General features: G+C 73.0%; 10 protein-coding genes. 6 read left to right on the top strand and 4 right to left on the bottom strand.

The window, feature by feature from the left end; all coding sequences use genetic code 11:
* Positions 1-55: 55 nt before the first annotated feature.
* Positions 56-1,831, bottom strand: coding sequence for a maltose alpha-D-glucosyltransferase (gene treS / locus BLT82_RS09375; protein ID WP_093653424.1), 1,776 nt, complete (start codon positions 1,829-1,831; stop codon positions 56-58).
* Positions 1,828-3,813 (bottom strand): alpha-1,4-glucan--maltose-1-phosphate maltosyltransferase, encoded by a 1,986-nt coding sequence (locus BLT82_RS09380; protein WP_208867815.1) that lies wholly within the window; start codon positions 3,811-3,813, stop codon positions 1,828-1,830. The genes treS and BLT82_RS09380 overlap by 4 nt, the downstream gene beginning before the upstream one ends.
* 677 nt (positions 3,814-4,490) lie before the next feature.
* Between BLT82_RS09380 and BLT82_RS36275 the strand changes: the two genes are divergently transcribed.
* The 6 genes from BLT82_RS36275 (at position 4,491) to glgP (ending at position 17,262) form a co-directional block, all read left to right on the top strand.
* Positions 4,491-6,365, top strand: coding sequence for a hypothetical protein (locus tag BLT82_RS36275; RefSeq protein WP_107490240.1), 1,875 nt, complete (start codon positions 4,491-4,493; stop codon positions 6,363-6,365).
* Between the two features lie 96 nt (positions 6,366-6,461).
* Positions 6,462-7,904, top strand: a complete 1,443-nt coding sequence (locus tag BLT82_RS09390) for a hypothetical protein (protein ID WP_107490241.1) — start codon at positions 6,462-6,464, stop codon at positions 7,902-7,904.
* Between the two features lie 35 nt (positions 7,905-7,939).
* Positions 7,940-10,537, top strand: a complete 2,598-nt coding sequence (locus BLT82_RS09395) for a hypothetical protein (RefSeq protein WP_093653427.1) — start codon at positions 7,940-7,942, stop codon at positions 10,535-10,537.
* A 256-nt stretch (positions 10,538-10,793) separates the two neighbouring features.
* Positions 10,794-12,401 carry a VWA domain-containing protein gene (locus BLT82_RS09400; protein ID WP_093653428.1) on the top strand — a complete coding sequence of 536 codons (1,608 nt, stop codon included), beginning with the start codon at positions 10,794-10,796 and terminating at the stop codon, positions 12,399-12,401.
* Between the two features lie 55 nt (positions 12,402-12,456).
* On the top strand, positions 12,457-14,427 hold the full coding sequence (locus tag BLT82_RS09405) for a protein kinase domain-containing protein (RefSeq protein WP_093653429.1): 1,971 nt from the start codon (positions 12,457-12,459) through the stop codon (positions 14,425-14,427).
* A 237-nt stretch (positions 14,428-14,664) separates the two neighbouring features.
* A complete protein-coding gene (gene glgP, locus BLT82_RS09410; protein ID WP_093653430.1) occupies positions 14,665-17,262 on the top strand; it encodes an alpha-glucan family phosphorylase in 2,598 nt (865 codons plus the stop codon).
* Between the two features lie 156 nt (positions 17,263-17,418).
* Here the strand turns inward: glgP and BLT82_RS09415 are convergent, their stop codons facing one another.
* Together BLT82_RS09415 and BLT82_RS09420 are read right to left on the bottom strand one after the other, a co-directional pair.
* The gene (locus tag BLT82_RS09415; protein WP_093653431.1) at positions 17,419-19,449 is read right to left on the bottom strand and encodes a M4 family metallopeptidase; all 2,031 of its coding nucleotides are present in this window, start codon (positions 19,447-19,449) and stop codon (positions 17,419-17,421) included.
* Between the two features lie 562 nt (positions 19,450-20,011).
* Entirely contained in the window at positions 20,012-20,737 is a 726-nt protein-coding gene (locus tag BLT82_RS09420) for a PaaI family thioesterase (protein ID WP_093653432.1), read from the bottom strand.
* Positions 20,738-21,027: the final 290 nt, after the last annotated feature.

Consider the following 21,027-nt stretch of genomic DNA (forward strand, 5'->3'; position numbering starts at 1 on the left):
GTGCCCCGTGCGGGGCGGCCCAACCGCCCCGCACACGACATGGCATGTGCCGGAATCACACGCCCTTGGGCGCACGGGCCTTGCGCGCGGACCCGTTCACGGCGGCCTCCGCGGCCACCTGCTCCTTGCGCAGCCGGAACCAGTAGAAGCCGTGTCCGGCCAGGGTCAGCAGGTACGGCCACTCGCCGATCGCCGGGAAGCGGACCCCGCCGATCAGCTCCACCGGATGGCGGCCGTTGTACCGGCGCAGGTCCAGCTCCGTCGGCTGGGCGAACCGGGAGAAGTTGTTCACGCACAGGACCAGGTCGTCCGAGCCGTCCTCGGTCGCGGGCGCCTCGCGCAGGTACGCCAGCACGGCCGGGTTCGACGAAGGGAGTTCGGTGAAGGTGCCGAGGCCGAAGGCGCGGTTCTGCTTGCGGATCTCGATCATGCGCCGGGTCCAGTGCAGCAGCGACGAGGGCGACGCCATGGACGCCTCGACATTGGTGACCTGGTAGCCGTAGACCGGGTCCATGATGGTCGGCAGATAGAGCCGGCCGGGATCGCAGGACGAGAAACCGGCGTTGCGGTCCGGGGTCCACTGCATCGGGGTGCGCACCGCGTCGCGGTCGCCGAGCCAGATGTTGTCGCCCATCCCGATCTCGTCGCCGTAGTAGAGGATCGGGGAGCCGGGCAGGGACAGCAGCAGCGCGGTGAACAGCTCGATCTGGTTCCGGTCGTTGTCGAGCAGCGGGGCCAGTCGGCGACGGATGCCGATGTTCGCCCGCATCCGCGGGTCCTTGGCGTACTCCGCGTACATGTAGTCGCGCTCCTCGTCGGTGACCATCTCCAGGGTCAGCTCGTCGTGGTTGCGCAGGAAGATGCCCCACTGGCAGTTCTTGGGGATCTCGGGCGTCTTGGCCAGGATCTCGGAGACCGGGTAGCGAGACTCCCTCCGCACGGCCATGAAGATGCGCGGCATCACCGGGAAGTGGAAGGCCATGTGGCACTCGTCGCCGCCCACCCCGTAGTCCCCGAAGTAGTCGACAACGTCCTCGGGCCACTGGTTGGCCTCGGCCAGCAGCACCGTGTCCGGGTACTGGGCGTCGATCTCCTTGCGGACCCGCTTGAGGAAGTGGTGCGTCGCCGGGAGGTTCTCGCAGTTGGTGCCCTCCTCCTGGTACAGGTACGGCACGGCGTCCAGCCGGAAGCCGTCGATGCCGAGGTCCAGCCAGAAGCGCAGCGCGGAGATGATCTCCTCCTGCACCGCCGGGTTCTCGTAGTTGAGGTCCGGCTGGTGGGAGAAGAAGCGGTGCCAGTAGTACTGCTTGCGGACCGGGTCGAAGGTCCAGTTGGAGGTCTCCGTGTCAACGAAGATGATCCGGGCGTCCTGGAACTGCTTGTCGTCGTCGGCCCAGACGTAGTAGTCGCCGTAGGGCCCGTCCGGGTTGCTGCGGGACTCCTGGAACCACGGGTGCTGGTCGCTCGTGTGGTTCATGACGAAGTCGATGATGACGCGCATCCCGCGCTGGTGCGCGGCGTCGACGAACTCGACGAAGTCGGCGAGGTCGCCGAACTCCGGCAGCACCGAGGTGTAGTCGGCGACGTCGTAACCCCCGTCGCGGAGCGGGGACTTGAAGAACGGCGGCAGCCACAGACAGTCGACGCCCAGCCACTGCAGATAGTCCAGCTTGGCGGTGAGGCCCTTGAGGTCGCCGATGCCGTCGCCGTTGCTGTCCTGGAAGGTGCGGACGAGCACCTCGTAGAACACGGCGCGTTTGAACCAGTCGGGGTCCCGGTCCTTGGCGGGGGTGTCCTCGAAGGTGTCGTGGACGGGCTCATTGACGATCATGATGTGGGTGACCCTCCGGTCGGCGGGGACGGTCGCAGGACGACGATGTGCGCAGGCGTGACGCCCGGCTCGAGGCGCACATAGTTGGCCCTGCCCCAGTGATAGGTCTCGCCGGTGAGCTCGTCGCGCACCGGTACGGTCTCGTGCCAGTCGAGGCCGAGCTCCGGCATGTCAAACGAGACCGTCGCCTCCTGGGTGTGGTGGGGGTCGAGATTGACGACCACCAGAACGGTGTTCGAACCCGTTCGCTTGCTGTACACGATCACGGAGTCGTTGTCGGCATGATGGAAGCGGAGGTTCCGGAGCTGCTGCATTGCCGGGTTGCGCCGCCTGATCCGGTTGAGGGTCGTCACCAGCGGGGCGATGCTGCGCCCCTCGCGCTCCGCCGACTCCCAGTCACGGGGCCGCAGTTGGTACTTCTCCGAGTCCAGGTACTCCTCGCTGCCCGGCCGCAGGGGCGTGTTCTCGCACAGCTCGTACCCGGCGTACATCCCCCAGGTGGGGGAGAGGGTCGCGGCGAGCACCGCCCGCGCCTCGAACGCGGGCCGGCCGCCCTCCTGGAGGTACGCGTGCAGGATGTCCGGGGTGTTCACGAAGAAGTTGGGCCGCATGCAGGCGGCCGCCTCGCCGGACAGCTCCGTCAGGTACTCGGTCAGCTCCTGCTTGGTGTTGCGCCAGGTGAAGTACGTGTACGACTGCTGGAAGCCGATCGCGGCGAGCGTGTGCATCATCGCCGGGCGGGTGAACGCCTCCGCCAGGAAGACGACGTCCGGGTCGGTCCGGTTGATCTCGCCGATGACCTTCTCCCAGAAGACCACCGGTTTGGTGTGCGGATTGTCGACGCGGAAGATCCGCACCCCGTGCGCCATCCAGTGGCGCAGCACCCGCAGGGTCTCCTCGACCAGCCCCTTCATGTCGCGGTCGAAGGCGATGGGGTAGATGTCCTGGTACTTCTTCGGCGGGTTCTCCGCGTAGGCGATGGTGCCGTCCGCCCGGTGGTGGAACCACTCGGGGTGCTCGGTCACCCACGGGTGGTCGGGGGAGCACTGCAGGGCGAAGTCCAGCGCGACCTCCATCCGCAGGTCGCGGGCGCAGCGCACGAACTCGTCGAAGTCCTCCAGCGTGCCGAGGTCCGGGTGGATCGCGTCGTGGCCGCCCTCGGCCGAGCCGATCGCCCAGGGCACCCCGACGTCGTGGCGGCCGGCGTCGAGCGTGTTGTTCGGGCCCTTCCGGAAGGTGGTGCCGATGGGGTGGACGGGCGGCAGGTACACCACGTCGAAGCCCATCGCGGCGACGGCGGGCAGCCGCTGCGCGGCCGTCCGGAAGGTGCCGGAGACGACTCTGCCGCGCTTGACCCGGGCGCCCTCGGAGCGTGGGAAGAACTCGTACCAGGAGCCGAACAGCGCGCGGGTGCGCTCCACCTGGAGCGGCAACGGGGGCGAGGCGGTGACCAGTTCGCGCAGCGGATGGCGGGCGAGCGCGGCGAGGGCGTCCGGGGCGAGCGCGGCCTCCAGCCGTTCGCGGTCCGGCCGGTCCTTGTCGCGCAGGCCGTCGGCGGCGGCGAGCACGGCCTCCCGTCCCGCCTTCTTGGGAACGCCGGCGGCGGCGCGTTCGTAGAGCTCGGCGCCCTCGGCGAAGACCAGGGCGGTGTCGATCCCGGCCGGAATCTTGATGCCGGCGTGGTGGCGCCAGGTGGCCAGCGGATCGCTCCAGGCCTCGACGCTGTAGGTCCACCGCCCCTCGCTGTCGGCGGTGACATCGGCGCCCCAGCGGTCGGTGCCGGGCGCGAGTTCGCGCATCGGGGTCCAGGGGCCGGGCCGGCCCCCGGGATCCCGAAGGACGACGTTGGCGGCCACCGCGTCGTGCCCTTCGCGGAACACGGTGGCAGTGATCTGGAACGTTTCGCCGACCGCCGATTTCGCGGGCCTTCGGCCGCAGTCGACGAGGGGGCGTACGTCCAGCACGGGAATGCGGCCAATCAGCGGGTTCACGGCATCACCTGGGGGCTGTGCGGGCTTGGCGGGTCGAACGGGCGGTCCCTCTTCACGGGGGGCGGGTGTTCTTTGTAGCTGCTCCGTTGACGACTGGCGGGCTGCGGGCATGGCCGCTCCTGTCCGCGTTCACTCGAATGGAAGGGTCGCGAGTGCGCTCCGGTGCGTACCGGGGGAGCCTTCCCACGCGCTTCGGGTCGGCAATCCGGTGGTCCGTTAACTACTAGGGCGTAGGTCGCGGCACAAGGCCGCGGCCGTCCCAAGGCCGGTGCCCGGCCGCTTCCGGAGGCGTTCCGGCCGTGCGGCAGCCCTCGCTGTGAACATTCGAAGTCAACTTCGGTCATCTTCTTACCGTGTTGAGTTCGGTAATTCCTGATTACTAATAGAGAATCGATCGTCTACGGTCCTTTTTGGCCAATCGACACGGTCGCCGGAATGATCGCGGAACCCACCGGCCGACTTTTGTTGAAAGGTTGCGAAAAAAGCTGCGTTCCCCTCCACGGGATGATTACTGTGAAGCCTCATCCGGAGTGGGGACTCCGGGTTCCGACGATCAGTCATGCGTGCACCCTCACCTGGGCACATCCATGCCTGAATCACGTTCGAAATACCGCGATGGCCTGCCGTGACCGGTGCACGCAGGCGATCGCATCGGGGGGTGGGGGGCAGTGCACCCGGACAACGCGGGAATCGGCTTCGACGACGATCTTCGGGCCGCGCTCCGGGCCGCCGACTTCCTGGAGGGCGGACCCGCCGCGCGCGCCGGCCGGCAGGCCGCCGCGGCACACCCTGCCGCGGCACCGGACCACCGCCGACTGGCCCATCTGATACCCGGCACCGCACCCGGACCCCACGCATGGAAACGGGCCTGGCGCGACGTCCTGACCCGGGAGAGCGCCCGCACCACCCGGTCGGGCCTGGGCTGGGCGCTCACCTCCCTCGCCGGCGGGCGGTTCCCCGCACTGGACGTCCTGGAGATCGGCTGCGAACGGCTGCGGCTGAGCCGGGTGGCCTACGACGGCGACGGCCGGGGCCCCGCGACCCGGCCGCTCGCCGACTCCGCCTGGGGCGAGTTCACGGACGGCGGTCGGCACACCGGCTCCCCGGAGCTCCCCGCCGAGCCGCTGCGCCGGCTCTTCCTCCTCGCCGGAGGAACCGGACCCGCCGACGCGGACGTCACGGATCCGCTCGGCCGGGCGCTGCACACCTTCGTGCGCGGAACCCCGTTCGGCGCGGCCCCGCTCCTGGTCGTCGTCCGTGCCGCGGGCTGGCGGCCCGTCGAGCAGGCGGCCGGAACCCTGTGCCCGGAGACCGTCCCGGTGCTGCGGCTGCGGTTGCCGGCGCACTGGCCCGAAGGCCCCGGCGACCTGATCGGCGCGCTCCCGCTGCGCCACGCCATCTGGCTGGCCGCGGCCGACATCGACGGCACCTCGGGCACGGTCGGACTCGTACGGCGCCCGCTCTTCCCGGCCGGCAGCCGCACCGGCGACCAGGCCGGCGGTGAACCGGGGAACGTCGTACGGGTCCCCGTCGCCGCGCCGCCGGACGGAGCGACCACGGGGGAGAGCGCCGCCGTCGTCGTCTCCGCCCGCCCCGGTGAACCGCCCGCGCGGTGGCGCCCGGTACGGGCCGACCGCCTCGAACTCCCGCCCGGCTCCCGCGCCGCACTCCACTACCGGCTGTGCGGACCGGACCGGGTGGACCTCGCCTTCGAGGGACACCACGAACCGGAGACCGCGCCCTGGACCGTCCTGGCGCAGACCACGCCCCGGCGGCTCTCCCGCCCCCGCACCGTCGACCTCGTGCTCGCCGTGGAGGTCGCCGGCCCGCAGGCCGGCGGAGGCGCGGCCGTCGAGGAGCGCCTGCAGGAGGCGGCGGCCGTCGTGGCCGCCGTACGGCAGGCCGTCGGCGGCGGCGACACGCTCCGCGTCGGCCTCATCGGCTACCGCGACCACGCCCCGCTCGACCGCCCGCACGACAGCGACCCGATCGTGCACCGGCTCGGCATGGCGGCCGCGCAGACCGCGGAGCGCGCGCTGGCGGGCTGGCACCACAGCGCGCTGCGGCACGACTTCGCCACCGGACTGGAACACGTGCCGCACGAACTCGCCTCCCGCCGGCATCTGTGGCGGCCCGACAGCCACCGGGTGCTCCTCGTGATCGGCTCCCGGCCGCCGCATCCGCGCGCCGCACCGCCCAAGGTGCTGCGGCGCAGCGCGGCGGTGCGCATCTGTCCCGACCGCATCGAGTGGGAGACCGTGCTGGACGACGTGCGGCACTACGACGGCGTCTCCTGTGTCGCGGTCGTGGACGAGCCCGCGTGGATGGACCACCTCGAGGGCGAACCCCATCTCGCGCGCTGGGCGGACCGGGCGTGGGACCTCTTCGGCGCCGACGGCCGGTTCACCGCCGGCCACGATCCGCGCCGGATCGCCTCCGCCGTGACGGCGCCGGCGCTCTGCCTCCCCGAGGACGGCGCCCCCATCCGGCTGGTCGTCCCCGACGGCGCGAGCGCGGAGTGGCTGCACGAGGCGGCCGGCTGAGGACACGGCACGCGAACCGTGCGCCCGTCGGGCGTGCGGACCGGACAACGACCGTCGGCGGACGTCCATCCGCCGCCACTACTGGGGAGCCCCACCATGCCCGAGGACGAAAAGCGCCCCGAGAGCACGCCGAAGGACGGCAAGCAGGACCGCAGGAGGGACGACCGGGCCGCGGAGGGGCCGTTCGCCGTCTGGGACCCGTCCACACTGGTCGGGGGCCGGGCCGCACTGCCGCCGGTACCGCCACCGGCCCGGCCGGCACCGTCGAACGGCACAGCACCCGCGGCCCCGGCCGCGCCCGCGCCTCCGGGGCCGCGTGAGGAGAAGGCACGGACGCCCGGCGCGGCGCCCGTGGACGCCGGCCGGCCCGCCGAGCCCGCGCCCGGCAGCTTCGCGGACAGGTTCGGCGGCCCCGAAGTGCTCGACAAGTCCGCCAGGCCCGCCAAGCCCGACAGGACGGAGAAGCCGGACAAGCCCGCGAAGCCCGCCCGGAAGGCCGCGGTCGCCGACAAGGCGGCCCCCAAGGACGAAGAGCGCCAGGAACCCGAGGCCCCGGCGTCGGCCCCGGAGTCGACCATCACCCTCTGGGGCGGCATGGGCAGCGGCAAGTCCACGCTGCTCGCCGCGCTGTCCCGCGCGGTGCAGGACCCCATGTACGGCAAGTGGAGCATGTGGCCGGAGGACCACGCCTCCAAGAAGTTCCTCAGCGATCTCGCGCACATCCTCTACCGCGACCGCACGTTCCCGATGGCGACGCTGACCGAGCAGCGCCCCGTGCGCTTCACGCTCGCCGGGGACCTCACCGGGACGCGGTTCTCCCGCGCCGGCCGCAGGCGCTGGCGGCGCGGCGCCGACCGCGGCCGCGACCTGATGGAGTTCAAGGTCACTCTCCGCGACCTGCCCGGCGAGGCGTTCGACCTGCACTCGCAGACGGGTACCGCACTGGGCGGCAAGCTCATCAAGGACCTCGGGGCCTCCCGCGCCATGGTCTACGTCGTCGACCCCGTACGCGAGTGGCAGGTCAACGGCGACGACGGCCCGGTCGGCGACGACGCCCGGCAGAACGCGGACTTCTTCACGGACGTCCTCGCCGGGGTGGCGACCGAGGTCAACATGCGCGGCGAACGCCAGGGCAATCTGCTGCCGCACAGCATCGCCGTCTGCCTGGCGAAGTTCGACGACGACCGCGTCTTCCGCTTCGCCTGCGAGCAGGGCAACGTCCGGCTCAACCCGCGTACCGGACAGCCCGAGGTGATGGACGCCAAGCGGCTGTTCGACGGGCTCTGCCAGGCGTTCCCGCACGGGAGCCTGCGCGAGATCAAGCAGCAGATCGAACTGTTCTTCGCCCCCGAGCGCGTCGGGTACTTCGTGTGCTCGGCCGTCGGCTTCTGGGTCGACCCCGAGCGGGGCTTCGACTTCGAGAACCCCTCCCTGGTGAACCCCGTGGACGACGCCGTCCGGTTCGTCGCCCCGCCCCAGCCCGTCAACATCCTCGAACCCTTCCTCTTCCTGCGCGGCGTCGGCCCGCAGGCTTCCTGACCCGGCAGCCGAGAACCGCACGAGAGGAGACCGCCGTGGCACCGCGACTCACGGCCGACTGGGCCGTCTGGGGCAAACCGCCCCAGACAAACAGCGGTTACAAGGTGCTGGACGCCTTCCCGCCGGACCGGAGCGCCGACTTCAACGGCGACATCCACCACTGGTCCCCCGGCACCCCCGCGCCGGGCGACCGGCTGCCGTGGATCACGATCGGGCCCTGCACGGGCCCCGACGGCACCGGCCGGGTGGGCGTCTTCGTCCTCGAGGCCACGGACGCCGTCGACCGCACCAGCCGTCCCATCTGCCGGATCAACCACTTCGCCGTGCCCGTCGCCGACGTCGGCGCGCTCGGCCTGGGCTGGCACGCCCTGGCCGAGGCGGCGCTCGACACCGCGCCCCGGTCCGGCGCTCCGGGTGCCGTGCCGGCGGAACTGGCCGTCACGGACGACGGCCGGCTGCTCGATCGGGTGAGCGGCCTGATCACCGCACGGGTCACCGAGGGCAGCCGCTGGCTCGCGGCGGCGGCGGCCTATCTGCTGGACGGCACGGTGGTGGTCACCGGAGGCCGGGAGTACTCGGCGCTCGACCTGCTGCTCGTGCTCGACTGCGTGGCCGCCCTGCTGCCGTACGGCATGCGCAGCACGCTGTCCGCCGCCACCTGGACCTCTTCCGGCCAGGAGGTGCGCATGCGCCTCTACTGGGGCGTCGCCGACGAGGACCAGGGCCTGACCAGTCTCGCCTGGGGCGCGGGACTCCCGGACCTCGGCCGGCTGTCCCCCGAGGCGCGCTCCTACCACGATCTGCTGATCGAGGCGTGGACCCGGCACGGGAGCGACGTGGTCCTGGAGCATCTGGCGGACGCCCGCGAGCCGATGGACATCGACGGCCCGGACGCCCACGACGACGCCCTCCGGGTACTCGGCCGCCTCGACCCGGCGCTGGCCGTCGCCCAGGAGGTCCGCGAAGGGCGCGAGGTGGAGAGCGAACGCCTGGACGCGGCCCTGAGCCACCCGCTCGCCGACCCCCGTTCCGTGAGCCTGCTCTCCGAGCGGAAGCTCGCCGGGCACTCCACGGACATGGCCGCGCTGGCCCGCCATCTGGTCCAGCCGGAGGTCTCGCAGGCGTTCCGGAACCAGATCGTGGACGATCTGCTGAACGACCGCCCGGACGGCGCCCTGAGACGCTTCGAGAGCGCGCGGGACGCCACGTCGGGTACGCGGGAGGGCCTGGAACCGCTCGACCAGGTCCTGGCTCTCGTCATCGACGCCGTGCGCGGCTGGACGGGGTCCGAGGCCCCGGACCCGGTGGTGGAGCAACTGCTCCCCGCCGTGGTGCCGTTCCCCGTGGGCACCATGGCCTTCACCCAGTCCCTGCTGCTGGCCACCCGAGGCCTCGCCGGCCGCCTCGTCCACGCCCTCTGCGCCGGGCCCGAGCCGGCGGCGGACGTCCTTGCCTGGCTCCGGTGGCTCGGCGACGGCTCCGCGCCCAAGGCGGCGGGCAGCGCCGAACTGGCCCCGCTGTACGAACTCCTGGAATCCGGGCACGGCACGCCCACCCGGAAGTGGACCACCGCGCACCCCGAGGCCGCCGTGCGGCTGCTCGGGGCGGCCGCCGCCTGCGGACTCGCCGAGCACGTCCTGCACGGCGACTTCTTCCAGGGCCTGATCAACTGTGCCTTCCGCACGACCCCGTCCGACGCCCTCGAGACCCCTCCCGGCATGCTGCTCAAAGGGGTTCTGGAGGTGCGGCCGCACGGAGTGCGGCCCGAGAGCGCGGCACGGTGGGACGTGCTGTGCGCCCTCACCGGCCTGCCGCCGCTCGCCCTCTTCACCCTCGCCGAGGCGCCGGAGCGGCACGGCTCCGCCGGGTTCGGCACCCGCCTCGACGGCTACATCACGACGCTCTGCTCGGAACTGGACTGCCACCCCGTGCGCACGCACGCCACGCTCGTCGTCCAGATGCTGCTGGAGGGCGTCCTCAACGTCGACCCGAAGACCGGGGAGGGGCCCGACCGGGCCGGCCGCGAGCTGACGGTGCGTCTGCTGGAGCGGCCCGGTCCCCACATCCAGGTGGTCGCCGACGCCGTACGGCGGCTGACCGAGGAGCCCCACTGGCACGAGACCGAGCACGACGAGCGATGGCTGAAGCTGATCGCCGGCCGGCTGCCGCAGTTGCGGCCGGCCCTGGCGCTCCGCGCCGTCCACCGCGCGGCCCGGGCCGCGGACGGCGGTGCGCAGGACGTGCGCGACCTCGCCGCGCACCTGTACACGGCCCGCCGGGCCGGTGCCGACAGCGAGAGTCTCTCCGTGCCGCTGGAGTCCTGGGCCGCACGGGAGCGCACCGGCCACCGGGTCCTCGCGTTGCTCACCGCCTACCGCAAGACCTGGGAGGCCTACGCCGGAGCGGACCAGGCGCGGGAGGAGCGCCTGGACCTGGAACTCGCCCTCGCCCGCGGCGGACGTGACTCCGGGGTCTGGCAGCTCTACCGCGACCACGCGATCCGGCAACTGACCGCGGAGCGCACCGGATTCGAGCAGGACATCCGTGACCTGCGGCGCAAGCAGCAGACGGCGGACGAGGAGATCGCCCGGCTGCGGAACCTCGGCGCGGGCTCCTTCCCCAGCCGTTCGTAGCCCCGGCCGGCGCGCACGCAGTACCCGCGGCACCGACCCGCAGCACCCGCACCACCGGCCCGCAGTGCCGCAACACCAGCAGTGCCCGCAGCACCCGCAACACCAGCAGCACTCGCAGTGCCCGCACCACCGGCCCGCAACACCCGCAACACCAGCAGTGCCCGCAGTGCCCCAACACCCGCCCCACCGGCCTCTCCCATCCCGGCGCCACGCCGGGACCCGGGCCCGTTCACGCACGTCACAGGGGGGACCCTTCATGCACATCATCCCCGCAAGGGCGCACCGCGCCCTGCTGCTCGCCCTCGGCGGCGCGCTGGCGGCGTCCGGCACGGCACCCGCCGCTGCCGCGCCGGCCGCCGACACCCCGCTCCCGCGCGACGGCATCTACCGCTCGCTGAAGGTCGACGAGCTCCCGGCCGCCTATGTGGTCCTCATCGACACCTCCAGCTCCATGCAGGACCGCGGCCCCGACGGCGCACCGCTCTACGCCACCGTCAAGCGCCGGCTGGACGCCTTCCTCAGGACCCTCACCCCCGCCGACGAGGTCGCGGTCGTCACCTTCGGCCGGGCCACGAGCGTCGTCCACCCGATGTCCCCCGTCCGGGAGAAGGGCGGCGGCAGCCTCTTCGCCAAGGGGCTCCCGGCCACCGCGACGGAATCGGCCAGCGACCACGGCTCCGCGCTGGAGGCGGCCGCCGAGCAGCTCAACCGCAGCACCGCCCCGGTCGGCGCGGTGCTGCTGCTCACCGACGGCGCCGTCAACGCGCCGGGCAGCCCGTACGAACGCCAGGGCACCCCCGCCTGGAAGCGCCTCAAGGAGCGCTACTCCGCGATGGGGACCAACCGGAAGATCATCGGATACGGGCTGCCGCTCGCCGAGGGCACCCGCGTCGGCGAGGTCCTCGGTGGCGCGTTCGGCAACCCGCGCATCCTGCCCGTGGACCCGGCGGCACTCGGCACACAGCTCGCCGACGCCAAGGACCAGGTGAGCGCGGAGAAGGCCGTGAACGTCCTCCGGACGGACGAGGGCAAGGGGGTGGCGGTCACCGTCGACGGCGAGGGGGTGCGTACACCCGGATCCGGCGCCGTCACCCTCGCGACGGGGGACGCCACGGGCGCCCGTTCCAGGACCGTTCGGGTCACGCTGACGTCGAAGACCCGGCACGTTCCGCTGCGGGTGACCCTGCGGGCGGCCGCCCGGCCGGGAGGACCGGCCGTGGACGTCGAAGGCGCCGGACGCCCCGTGCAGCTGGCACCGGGGGAGAGCCGCACGGTCGGACTGAGGCTGGCGTGGAACCAGGACCCCGAGTTCGCCCTGATCCCGGGGGCCCGTGACTTCCACGCGGGGCTGGACCTGCGGGCCGAGGTCTCCTCGCCGTGGACGCCCGCAGTTCGAAGCTCTCTGGGATACGCGAAGTTCACCACGGGCGGTCCGACCGTCACCGACGTGGACCTGGTCGGGACGGTCCCCGGCCGGGCCCCCGGCTGGTTCTACCCCTTGGTGCTCCTCGTCCTCCTGCTGGGCGGGGCGGCGGCGTGGCGTTCCCACAAGCGCCGCAACCCGGCGCTCTCGGGGGTGCTGACCGTCACCGATCTGCGGACCGGGAGCCGCCAGACCGTGGTGCTGCGCGGCCGGGAGGTCAGCAAGGACACGGACGCGGGCGACGTCCGGGCCCGGATCACCGTGCGCGGCCGCCACGAGGCCGGCCGGCTCGTGCTCGTCCTGAAGTGCGACCGCGAGGCACCGCGCCCGGGCGGTGAGCCGCTGCGCGACACCGGTACGTGCGAACTCGGCAAGTCCACGGTGCTGTGCGGGATCGGCTTCTCCCACGAGACCGCGAACCAGGCCGTCGTCCTGCAGTGAGCCCGTCGCATCCCGCCGCATTCCCGCCCCAGCCGCCCGAGGAGAGGACCCCGTCATGGTGAAGCCGCTGGACCCGGCCGTCGACCCGCCCGAGGCCGCGGGATTCCGGCTGCTCGGCAGACTGGGCACGGGCGGGTTCGGCACCGTCTACCTCGGCAGACCCTCGGGCGAGGAGCGCGGCCTCGACACCCTCGGGGCGGTGAAGCTGCTCAAGTCCGAGTTCACCGAGGACGCCCAGCATCTGCAGCGTTTCCACCAGGAGAGCAAGGCGCTCGACCGCTGCAAGGGCGCCCGCATCCCCGAACTGCTCGTCTTCGACTTCGGTGCGGGCCGGCAGCCCACCCTGGCGACGCGCTTCATCCCCGGCCTGTCCCTCTACCGGATCCTGGAGTCGCACGGGGGCGCACTGCCCCGCGACACGGTGCACTCCGTGGCCGCCGAGCTCGTCGACACCCTGAGCACCGCCCACAGCAAGGGACTTCTCCACCGGGACCTCCACCCCGGCAATGTGCTGATGACCCAGGACGGGCCCTGGATCATCGACTTCGGGCTGACCCGCATCCGGGGCCAGCGGGTGACGGTGAGCCTGGACACCGTCATCGGCCATCCGCACTTCTGCGCCCCGGAACAGATCATGGGCCTGGCGAAGACGGTGAACGCCACCGACGTCTTCGGGATCGGCGCGATCGTGCTGTACGGACTGACCGGGCATCCGCCCTACACCGGGGAACGGGACGCCCGCGCCATGCTGCTGCGCCGGGTCTCGGGTGCCGCGCCCGACCTGTCGGGCCTGCCGGACGACCGGACGGGCCGGCTGGTCAGGGCCTGTCTGGCGGAGGATCCGGCCGACCGCCCGACCCTCGCGGAGGTGGCGGACGGCTTCGGCGAACCGGGCACCCTCCGGCTCCCGGGCGACGTCACCCGTACCCTGGCCGACTACCGCTCCGAGCTGAGGGAGCTGCTCACGGGAGCCGGCAACGGAGCCGACCTCACCGTCCCGTTCTGCCCCGGGCGGCGCAGCTGGAGCGCCGGCGCCGGCGAGTGGCCCCACCAGGTCGTGTCCACCGGCCACGGCAGCGTCGTGACCGCGGACGGCGGCGGCGACGTGCGCTGGCTCGACGCGGTCACCGGCCGGGAGCAGGTCAGGCACCGCGACTTCGCGGCCCCCGTCCGGTTGTGCGCGGAGGGCGCTCTGCTGCTGGTGTGCGACTCCGCCGGCCGGCTGGAGTCCTGGGACACGCGCGCCCGCACCCTCTGGTGGTCCGTCGCCGCCGGCAGCCTTCCGCACGCGCGGGTGCTGCTGCGCGGGCAGAGCGTGTTCCTCGGCGACGGCACGGGCCGGATCCACCACTTCGACGCCGTCACCCGCCGGGTCTGGTGGCGTACCGAACCGCTCACGGACTCCGCGGGCGACCCGGCGGAGCCGGTCGCGGCCGGTCCCCGGCACCTCTATCTGTCGGCCGGTCAGGGACGGGAACTCCTCGCGGTCGACGACGAGGAGGGCCGGGTCTGCTGGGACCGCGCCGTGCGGCTCCCCGCGCCCGCGCCGGCGGCCCCGCTGGCACTGGACGACGGGGTCGTGGTCGCCGACGGCGACGGCGGTCTGCGCTGTCTGGCCGCGGCCGACGGCGGCACGCTGTGGGAGGCCCGGCTCGGCGCGCCGGTGGTCGCCGCGCCCGTCCGCGTCGCCGACACGGTGATCGTCGGGGACACGGCGGGCACCGTGCACTGCCACAGCGCCAAGACCGGCGAGGAGATCTGGCGTGCCCAGTACGCCGACGGCGAGGAGTTCTTCTCGCTGTGCGCCGACGGGTCGGTCGTCTACGCGGGCGGCTGGCACGGCCGGCTGCATCTGCTGGACGCGGCGGACGGCTCCTCGCTGCAGAGCTTCGACCTTGGCGGCCAGATCCTCGCCACCGCCCACGCCCCCGACGCACGCACCGTCTACGCGGCCGCCTCCCACGGCACCCTGCACGCGCTCCCGGCGGCCGTCGGAGGGTCGGCGGGCGGAGCCCGTGCGCGGTAGACCGGCGTCCGGGCCGGTCCGGGTCCGGGCGGCGGCGTCCGCCGCGTACTCATCCTGCGAACTCCTGTTCGTGGCGCGGGGCGCGGCACGGCCCCGGATCGGCCGATGGTGGCACGGCTCGATGCGCCCTCCTCGCGCCGTGGTTGAGCCGGGCGGTGCGCGACTACGGTCGAGAAGTCGGACGGGCGCACAGCGTCGTGCGTCCCCGGATGAACCTCCGTTTCGAAGGTGGGACCTGTGAAGGCCATTCGTCGATTCACCGTCCGCCCCGTCCTCCCCGAACCCCTCGCCCCGCTCAGCGAGCTGGCCCGCAATCTGCGCTGGTCGTGGCATGCCCCGACACGGGAGCTGTTCCGCAGCGCCGATCCCGCCGGCTGGCGGGCGGCCGGCGGCGACCCGGTACGGCTGCTCGGATCGGTGACCGCGGGCCGGCTCGCCGAACTCGCCACCGACCCGGAGTTCCTGTTCCGCGTCTCGGAGACCGCCCGCGATCTGGACGGGTATCTGCGCGGACGGCGCTGGTACCAGGAGCAGTCCGCCGACGGGGCGCCGCTGCCCGCCGCCGTCGCGTACTTCTCGCCGGAGTTCGGCATCACCGCCGCGCTGCCGCAGTACTCGGGCGGGCTGGGCATACTCGCCGGCGACCATCTGAAGGCCGCCAGCGACCTGGGAGTCCCGCTGATCGGCGTCGGACTGCTCTACCGGCACGGCTACTTCCGCCAGTCGCTCTCCCGCGACGGCTGGCAGCAGGAGCACTATCCCGTCCTCGACCCCGACGAGCTTCCGCTGACCCTGCTCCGCGAGCCCGGCGGCAGCCCCGCGCAGGTCTCCCTCGACCTGCCGGGCGGCCGCTCGCTGCGGGCCCGCGTCTGGCAGGCGCAGGTCGGCCGCGTACCGCTGCTGCTGCTGGACTCGGACGTGGAGGAGAACGCACCGGGGGAGCGCGACGTCACCGACCGGCTGTACGGCGGAGGCAGCGAGCACCGGCTGCTCCAGGAGGTGCTCCTCGGCATCGGCGGAGTCCGCGCGGTCCGCGTGTACTGCCGGCTCACCGGCCATCCGGAGCCCGAGGTCTTCCACACGAACGAGGGACACGCCGGCTTCCAGGGGCTGGAACGGATCCGGGAACTCCTGCCGTACGGTCTCGACTTCGACGCCGCGCTGGAGGCCGTCAGGGCCGGGACCGTGTTCACGACGCACACCCCCGTCGCGGCCGGTATCGACCGGTTCGACCGCGAGCTGGTCGCCCGTCACTTCGGCGAGGGCGGCGAGCTGTCCGGGGTCGACGCGGGACGGGTGCTGCGGCTGGGCGTGGAGAGCTACCCCGGCGGTGACCCCGACGTCTTCAACATGGCCGTCATGGGGCTGCGCCTCGCCCAGCGCGCCAACGGCGTCTCCACGCTGCACGGCGCCGTGAGCCGCGAGATGTTCCGCGGTCTGTGGCCGGGTTTCGACACGGCGGAGGTCCCGATCACCTCGGTGACCAACGGGGTGCACGCACCGACCTGGGTGGCCCCCGAGGTGCTCGCCCTCGGCGACGACGTCGCGGCGGCCCCGGACGCCGACCTCTGGGAGCTGCGCCGCGCGCTGCGCGAGCAGTTGGTGCACGAGGTGCGGGAGCGGCTGTACGCCTCCTGGCGGCAGCGCGGCGCGGGGACGGCGGAGCTGGGCTGGATCGACGGGGTGCTGGACCCGGACGTGCTGACCATCGGTTTCGCCCGCCGCGTCCCCGCCTACAAGCGGCTCACCCTGATGCTGCGCGACCGGGAACGCCTGACGGAACTGCTGCTGCACCCGCGGCGGCCGGTGCAGATCGTCGTCGCCGGCAAGGCGCACCCCGCCGACGACGGCGGGAAGCGGCTGGTCCAGGAACTGGTGCGGTTCGCGGACGACCCGCGGGTCCGGCACCGGATCGTCTTCCTGCCCGACTACGGCATGGCGATGGCGCGCAAGGTCCTGCCGGGCTGCGACGTCTGGCTGAACAATCCGCTCCGGCCGCTGGAGGCCTGCGGCACCAGCGGGATGAAGGCCGCGCTCAACGGGGGCCTCAACCTGTCGGTGCTCGACGGCTGGTGGGACGAGTGGTACGAGCCGGACTTCGGATGGGCCGTGCCCACGGCCGACGGCACCGCCGCGCACGACCAGGACCGCCGCGACGACCTGGAGGCCGCCGCGCTCTACGGGCTGGTCGAGGAGCGCATCGCGCCGCTCTTCTACGACCGGGGCGCGGACGGGATCCCCGCACGCTGGACCGAGATGGTCCGGCGCACGCTCACCGCGCTGGGCCCGAAGGTGCTGGCGGACCGGATGGTGCGCGAGTACGTGGACCGGCTCTACGCCCCGGCCGCCCGAGCCCACCGGGTGCTCGCCCTGGAGCCCGGCGCGGCCGGTGAACTGGCCGCCTGGAAGGCCCGGGTGCGCGGCGCCTGGCCCGGTGTCTCGGTCGGTCATGTCGAGGCGGGGGCGGAACCGGGCGCGGCGGGCGCGGACCTGGGCGCGGCGGAGCTGGGCTCGACGCTGGCCCTGCGCGTCTGCGTCACCCTCGGCGCACTGCGGCCCGAGGACGTGGAGGTGCAGGCCGTCGCGGGCCGGGTCGACTCGGACGACGCGATCGCCGATGCCCAGACCTTCCCGCTGAAGCCGGCCGTCGGTGGCCCCGACACGTCCAGCCGGTGGATCTACGAGGGCCCCCTCGCCCTCGACCGCACCGGCCCGTTCGGCTACACGGTCCGGGTGCTGCCCGCGCACCCGCTGCTGCCGCACGGTGCGGATCCCGGTCTGGTGGCGTGGCCGACCGAGGTGACGGGCGAGGGGGCGGGGGTGCTGATGCGCTGAACTCCCGGCAGTCGGGCGGGGTTTCGTCCCCGGTGGCCGCCCGCGGCCGGTTGTGCCCGGTCGTGCGGCCACCGTACGCGGGACCGCCCGGGGGAGCGGGAGCTCCCCCGGGCGGTCCGGGCGGTGACGACCACGGGCCCGGCGGGCCCGCGGTGCCTACGGGAACGTCAGCTTGAAGTTGCTGATGTGACCGGTGTCGTAGCGGGCGACGTCCTGGACCCGCAGGTTCCAGGTGCCGTTGGCCACCTCGCTGGAGGCGTTCACGGTGTACGTGGCGATGACGTTGTCGGCGGAGTCGCTGCCGCTCGAGTTCTTCAGGCGGTAGGCCGTGCCGTCCGGGGCCACCAGGTCGATGACCAGGTCACCGCGCCAGGTGTGCTTGATGTCCACGTCGACCTTGAGGTTCGACGGGGCGTTGCCGGCGATGCCGGTGACCGCGACGGGGGAGTTGACGGTGCCGAGGTCCGGGATGTTCACGTCGCCGGTGTTCTCGAAGACCTTGCCGGGGCCGGGCTCGCCGCCGCCGGGCCGGGAGCCGACGTTGATGCCGGCCCAGGCGTCGGTCACGGCCTTGACCTCGGCGCTGTTCGCGCCGTACAGCTCCGTCGCGACCGCGAGCGTACCCGTACGGGCGCCCGCGTAGTTGGTCGTCGAGTTGAACTTCGTGGTCAGTGCCTTGAACCAGATCAGCGACGCCTTGTCGCGGCCGATGCCGGTGACCGGGAGGCCGTCCGAGGTCGGCGAGTCGTAGTTCACGCCGTTGATGGTCTTCGCGCCGCTGCCCTCGGAGAGCAGGTAGTACCAGTGGTTCGCCGGGCCGGACGAGTAGTGCACGTCGATGCCGCCGATGCCCGAGTACCAGGCGTCCTTGGACGCGCCGTCCTTGCTCGGCTTGTCCATGTAGCGCAGCGGGGTGCCGTCGCCGTTGATGTCGATCTTCTCGCCGACGAGGTAGTCGCCCTTGTCCTGGGCGTTGTTGGCGTGGAACTCGACGGCGGCGGCGAAGATGTCGGACGTCGCCTCGTTGAGGCCGCCGGACTCGCCGCTGTAGACGAGCTTGGCGGTGTTGGAGGTGACGCCGTGCGTCATCTCGTGCGCGGCGACGTCGATCGACGTCAGCGGCTTGGCGTTGCCGGCGCCGTCGCCGTACGTCATGCAGAAGCAGCTGTCCTGCCAGAACGCGTTGATGTAGTTGTTGCCGTAGTGGACCCGGGAGTACGCGCCGACGCCGTCGCCCCTGATGCCCGAGCGGCCGTGCACGTTCTTGTAGTAGTCCCAGGTCAGCGCCGCGCCGTAGTGCGCGTCGGCGCCGGCGGTCTCGGCGTTCTGCGGCGTGCCGTCGCCCCATGTGTCGTCGGGTCCGGAGAAGAGGGTGCCGGAGCCGGACGTGCCGCGGTTGAGGTTGTTGGTCTTGTGGTTGCCGCGGGTGGTGTCCGTCAGGGTGTACGACGGCGCGGTGCCCAGCGTCACCTGGCCGCTGTACATCGTGTTGCCCGTGCCCTCGTGGACCGCCTGCCACTCGTACAGCTTCTCGCCGGTGGCGGCGTCGGTGACGACGTGCAGCTCGTTGGGCGTGCCGTCGTGCTGGAGACCGCCGACGACGGTCTCGTACGCGAGCGTCGGCTTGCCCTCGGCCATCCAGACCACCTTGCGCGGGGCGCGGTCGGCGGCGGTGTCCTTCGAACCCTCGGAGCGTGCGGCGGCCACCGCCTGCCGCTCGGCGGCGGCCGGGGCGATGTCGGCGCTGGTGTCGATGTTCTTCAGCGCGGCCGTCGACGCCTTGCTGACGGACTCGGTCCGTCCGGCCTTCGTCTCGGCGACGACCAGGTCGCCACCGAGCACGGGCAGGCCCGCGTAGGTGCGCTCGTAGCGGGTGTGCGTGGTGCCGTCCCGGTCCTGGACGACATCGCGCACGACGAGCTTCTCCTGGGCGCCGAGGCCGAGTTCGGCCGCGGTCGCCGCCTTGGTGGCGTTGGCCTCGCGGAGCAGCTCCGCCCGCTGGGCGGGGGAGAGCTGCGCGGGCAGCGCGCCGGGGTCGGCCCCGGAGGCGGACTGCTGCTTGGGGGCGATCGGTGCGGCGTCGGGGGCCGCGGCGGCGGAGCCGGACTGGACTCCGACGGCCAGGAGGGCTGCGACTGCGAGCAGAGCGCCGGTCGCGGACGCGCGACGGCTGGGCGTGGGTCTCACGCGAACTCCTTCTGCGAGGGGGGTCGAAGACGGCTGGGTGGGCCGCCCGGCAGAGCTGAGGAGCATGTAGTGCGTGGATCGGTGGAAGAGTCGCAGGAGTGGACGGCTCCTGTCAGGAGCGCGTCAAGAGAATGGCCGGATTGCGTTCGTTGAGTGAAATGCCGTGTTCGTTAAGCGGACGTTTCGCCGGGCGTTCCGCCTGCGTCGTCCGGCGGCCGTGCCAGGCGGAATGCGACGGCACGGCGGGGATGCGGACTGAAGACATCCGGTTCGGGGACGGCGGAGGGCAGAGGGTACGCGCCACCCGTAGCGCGGACGCCCGGGCATGGCTCGTTCCCTACCGTGCGGCCGCCGCGCGGCGATCCGGGGCCCGTCCGCGCCGGCAACCGGTACGACTGCCTCCGGCCGTGCCCGGGCCCCGAGGTCGGGGCGTGAACCGTTCGGGGATTGTCTGAAAAGGCGTCAGCTGAACGGCCGAGCGGGAGGCGGCGAGGGGGAGCCGCCGGTCGGCGGGCCCGAGCGCCAGGGGGCGGAGGGTGCTCCGCCCCGGCCGTCCGGGAGGTCAGTCGGCACTCCGGGGGTCGAGCCACAGCGCCTCGGCGAGCGCGCACAGTTCACCGTCCGCCGTGGCCACCGCCACGCCCATCGTGTGCTTGCGCCCGGACTCGGACAGCAGCCAGGCGTAGGAGACGTACGGTTCGCCCGTGCGCACTGGACGCAGCAGGCTGCCGGTGAGGGATGCCGTGACGGCGCCGGCCCGCTGGGTCCCGAGCGTCCGGCCCGCCCAGTTGCCCGGGCAGTCCAGGGCGCCCCACACCAACTCGGGCGGGAGCAGGCCGTCCGGACCGGCGAGCGCGGGCGAGGGGACCCATCCCGCGGCGACGAGCGCACGGCCCGGCACCGGCCCGCAGTGCAGACGCAGCCCGCGCTCCGGCGTACGGTCCATCCCGCAGCCGAAGCAGTCGACCAGTCCCGACGGCGGGGCCGCCCGCACGGCGTCGGCCGCGGCCGAGGACTCGTCCCAGCCGGGCGCGGCAGGTGCGTCGAGCAGCAGTTCGGCGGGCCGTGCCGTGGCCAGCGGCCGCTCCCGTTCGCCCAGTTCGGCACCGCCGTCCGCGGTCCCGGCCATACGCACGGGGACGCCCGGTGGCACCGGTCCGCGGAAGTCCACCCGAACCGTCCCGGCTCCGGTGTGCTCCGCGAGCACGCCCGCCACATAGCCGCCGAAGGCCACCCCGGGATACCCCGTGTACAGCGGCGGCACCACGATCGTGTCACCCGTCGTCATGATGCCAGTCCACCACACGGCTCGGCGCGGACGACCGGGAGGCCCCGGCGGACCAGGGCTCCGGGGCCCGGTGGACGGCATAGGCCGGGCACCGGCGGACCGCCGTCCGGGAGCCGGCGCGCGAGACGCGATCGCTCCACCCCTCGGCGAACCGGCTGCGCGCCCGCTTCGACGGTGCCCTTCCGGGCAGGGTGAGGGGTGCGCCCGGCCGTCGCCTCCGCGGTCGGGGCGCGGCGGCCGGCAGTGCCCGGTCACCCCGGGCGCGAAGCGGTGTCCCGCGTCCTCCACCC

The organism is Streptomyces wuyuanensis (assembly GCF_900103455.1).
GTDB lineage: Bacteria > Actinomycetota > Actinomycetes > Streptomycetales > Streptomycetaceae > Streptomyces > Streptomyces wuyuanensis.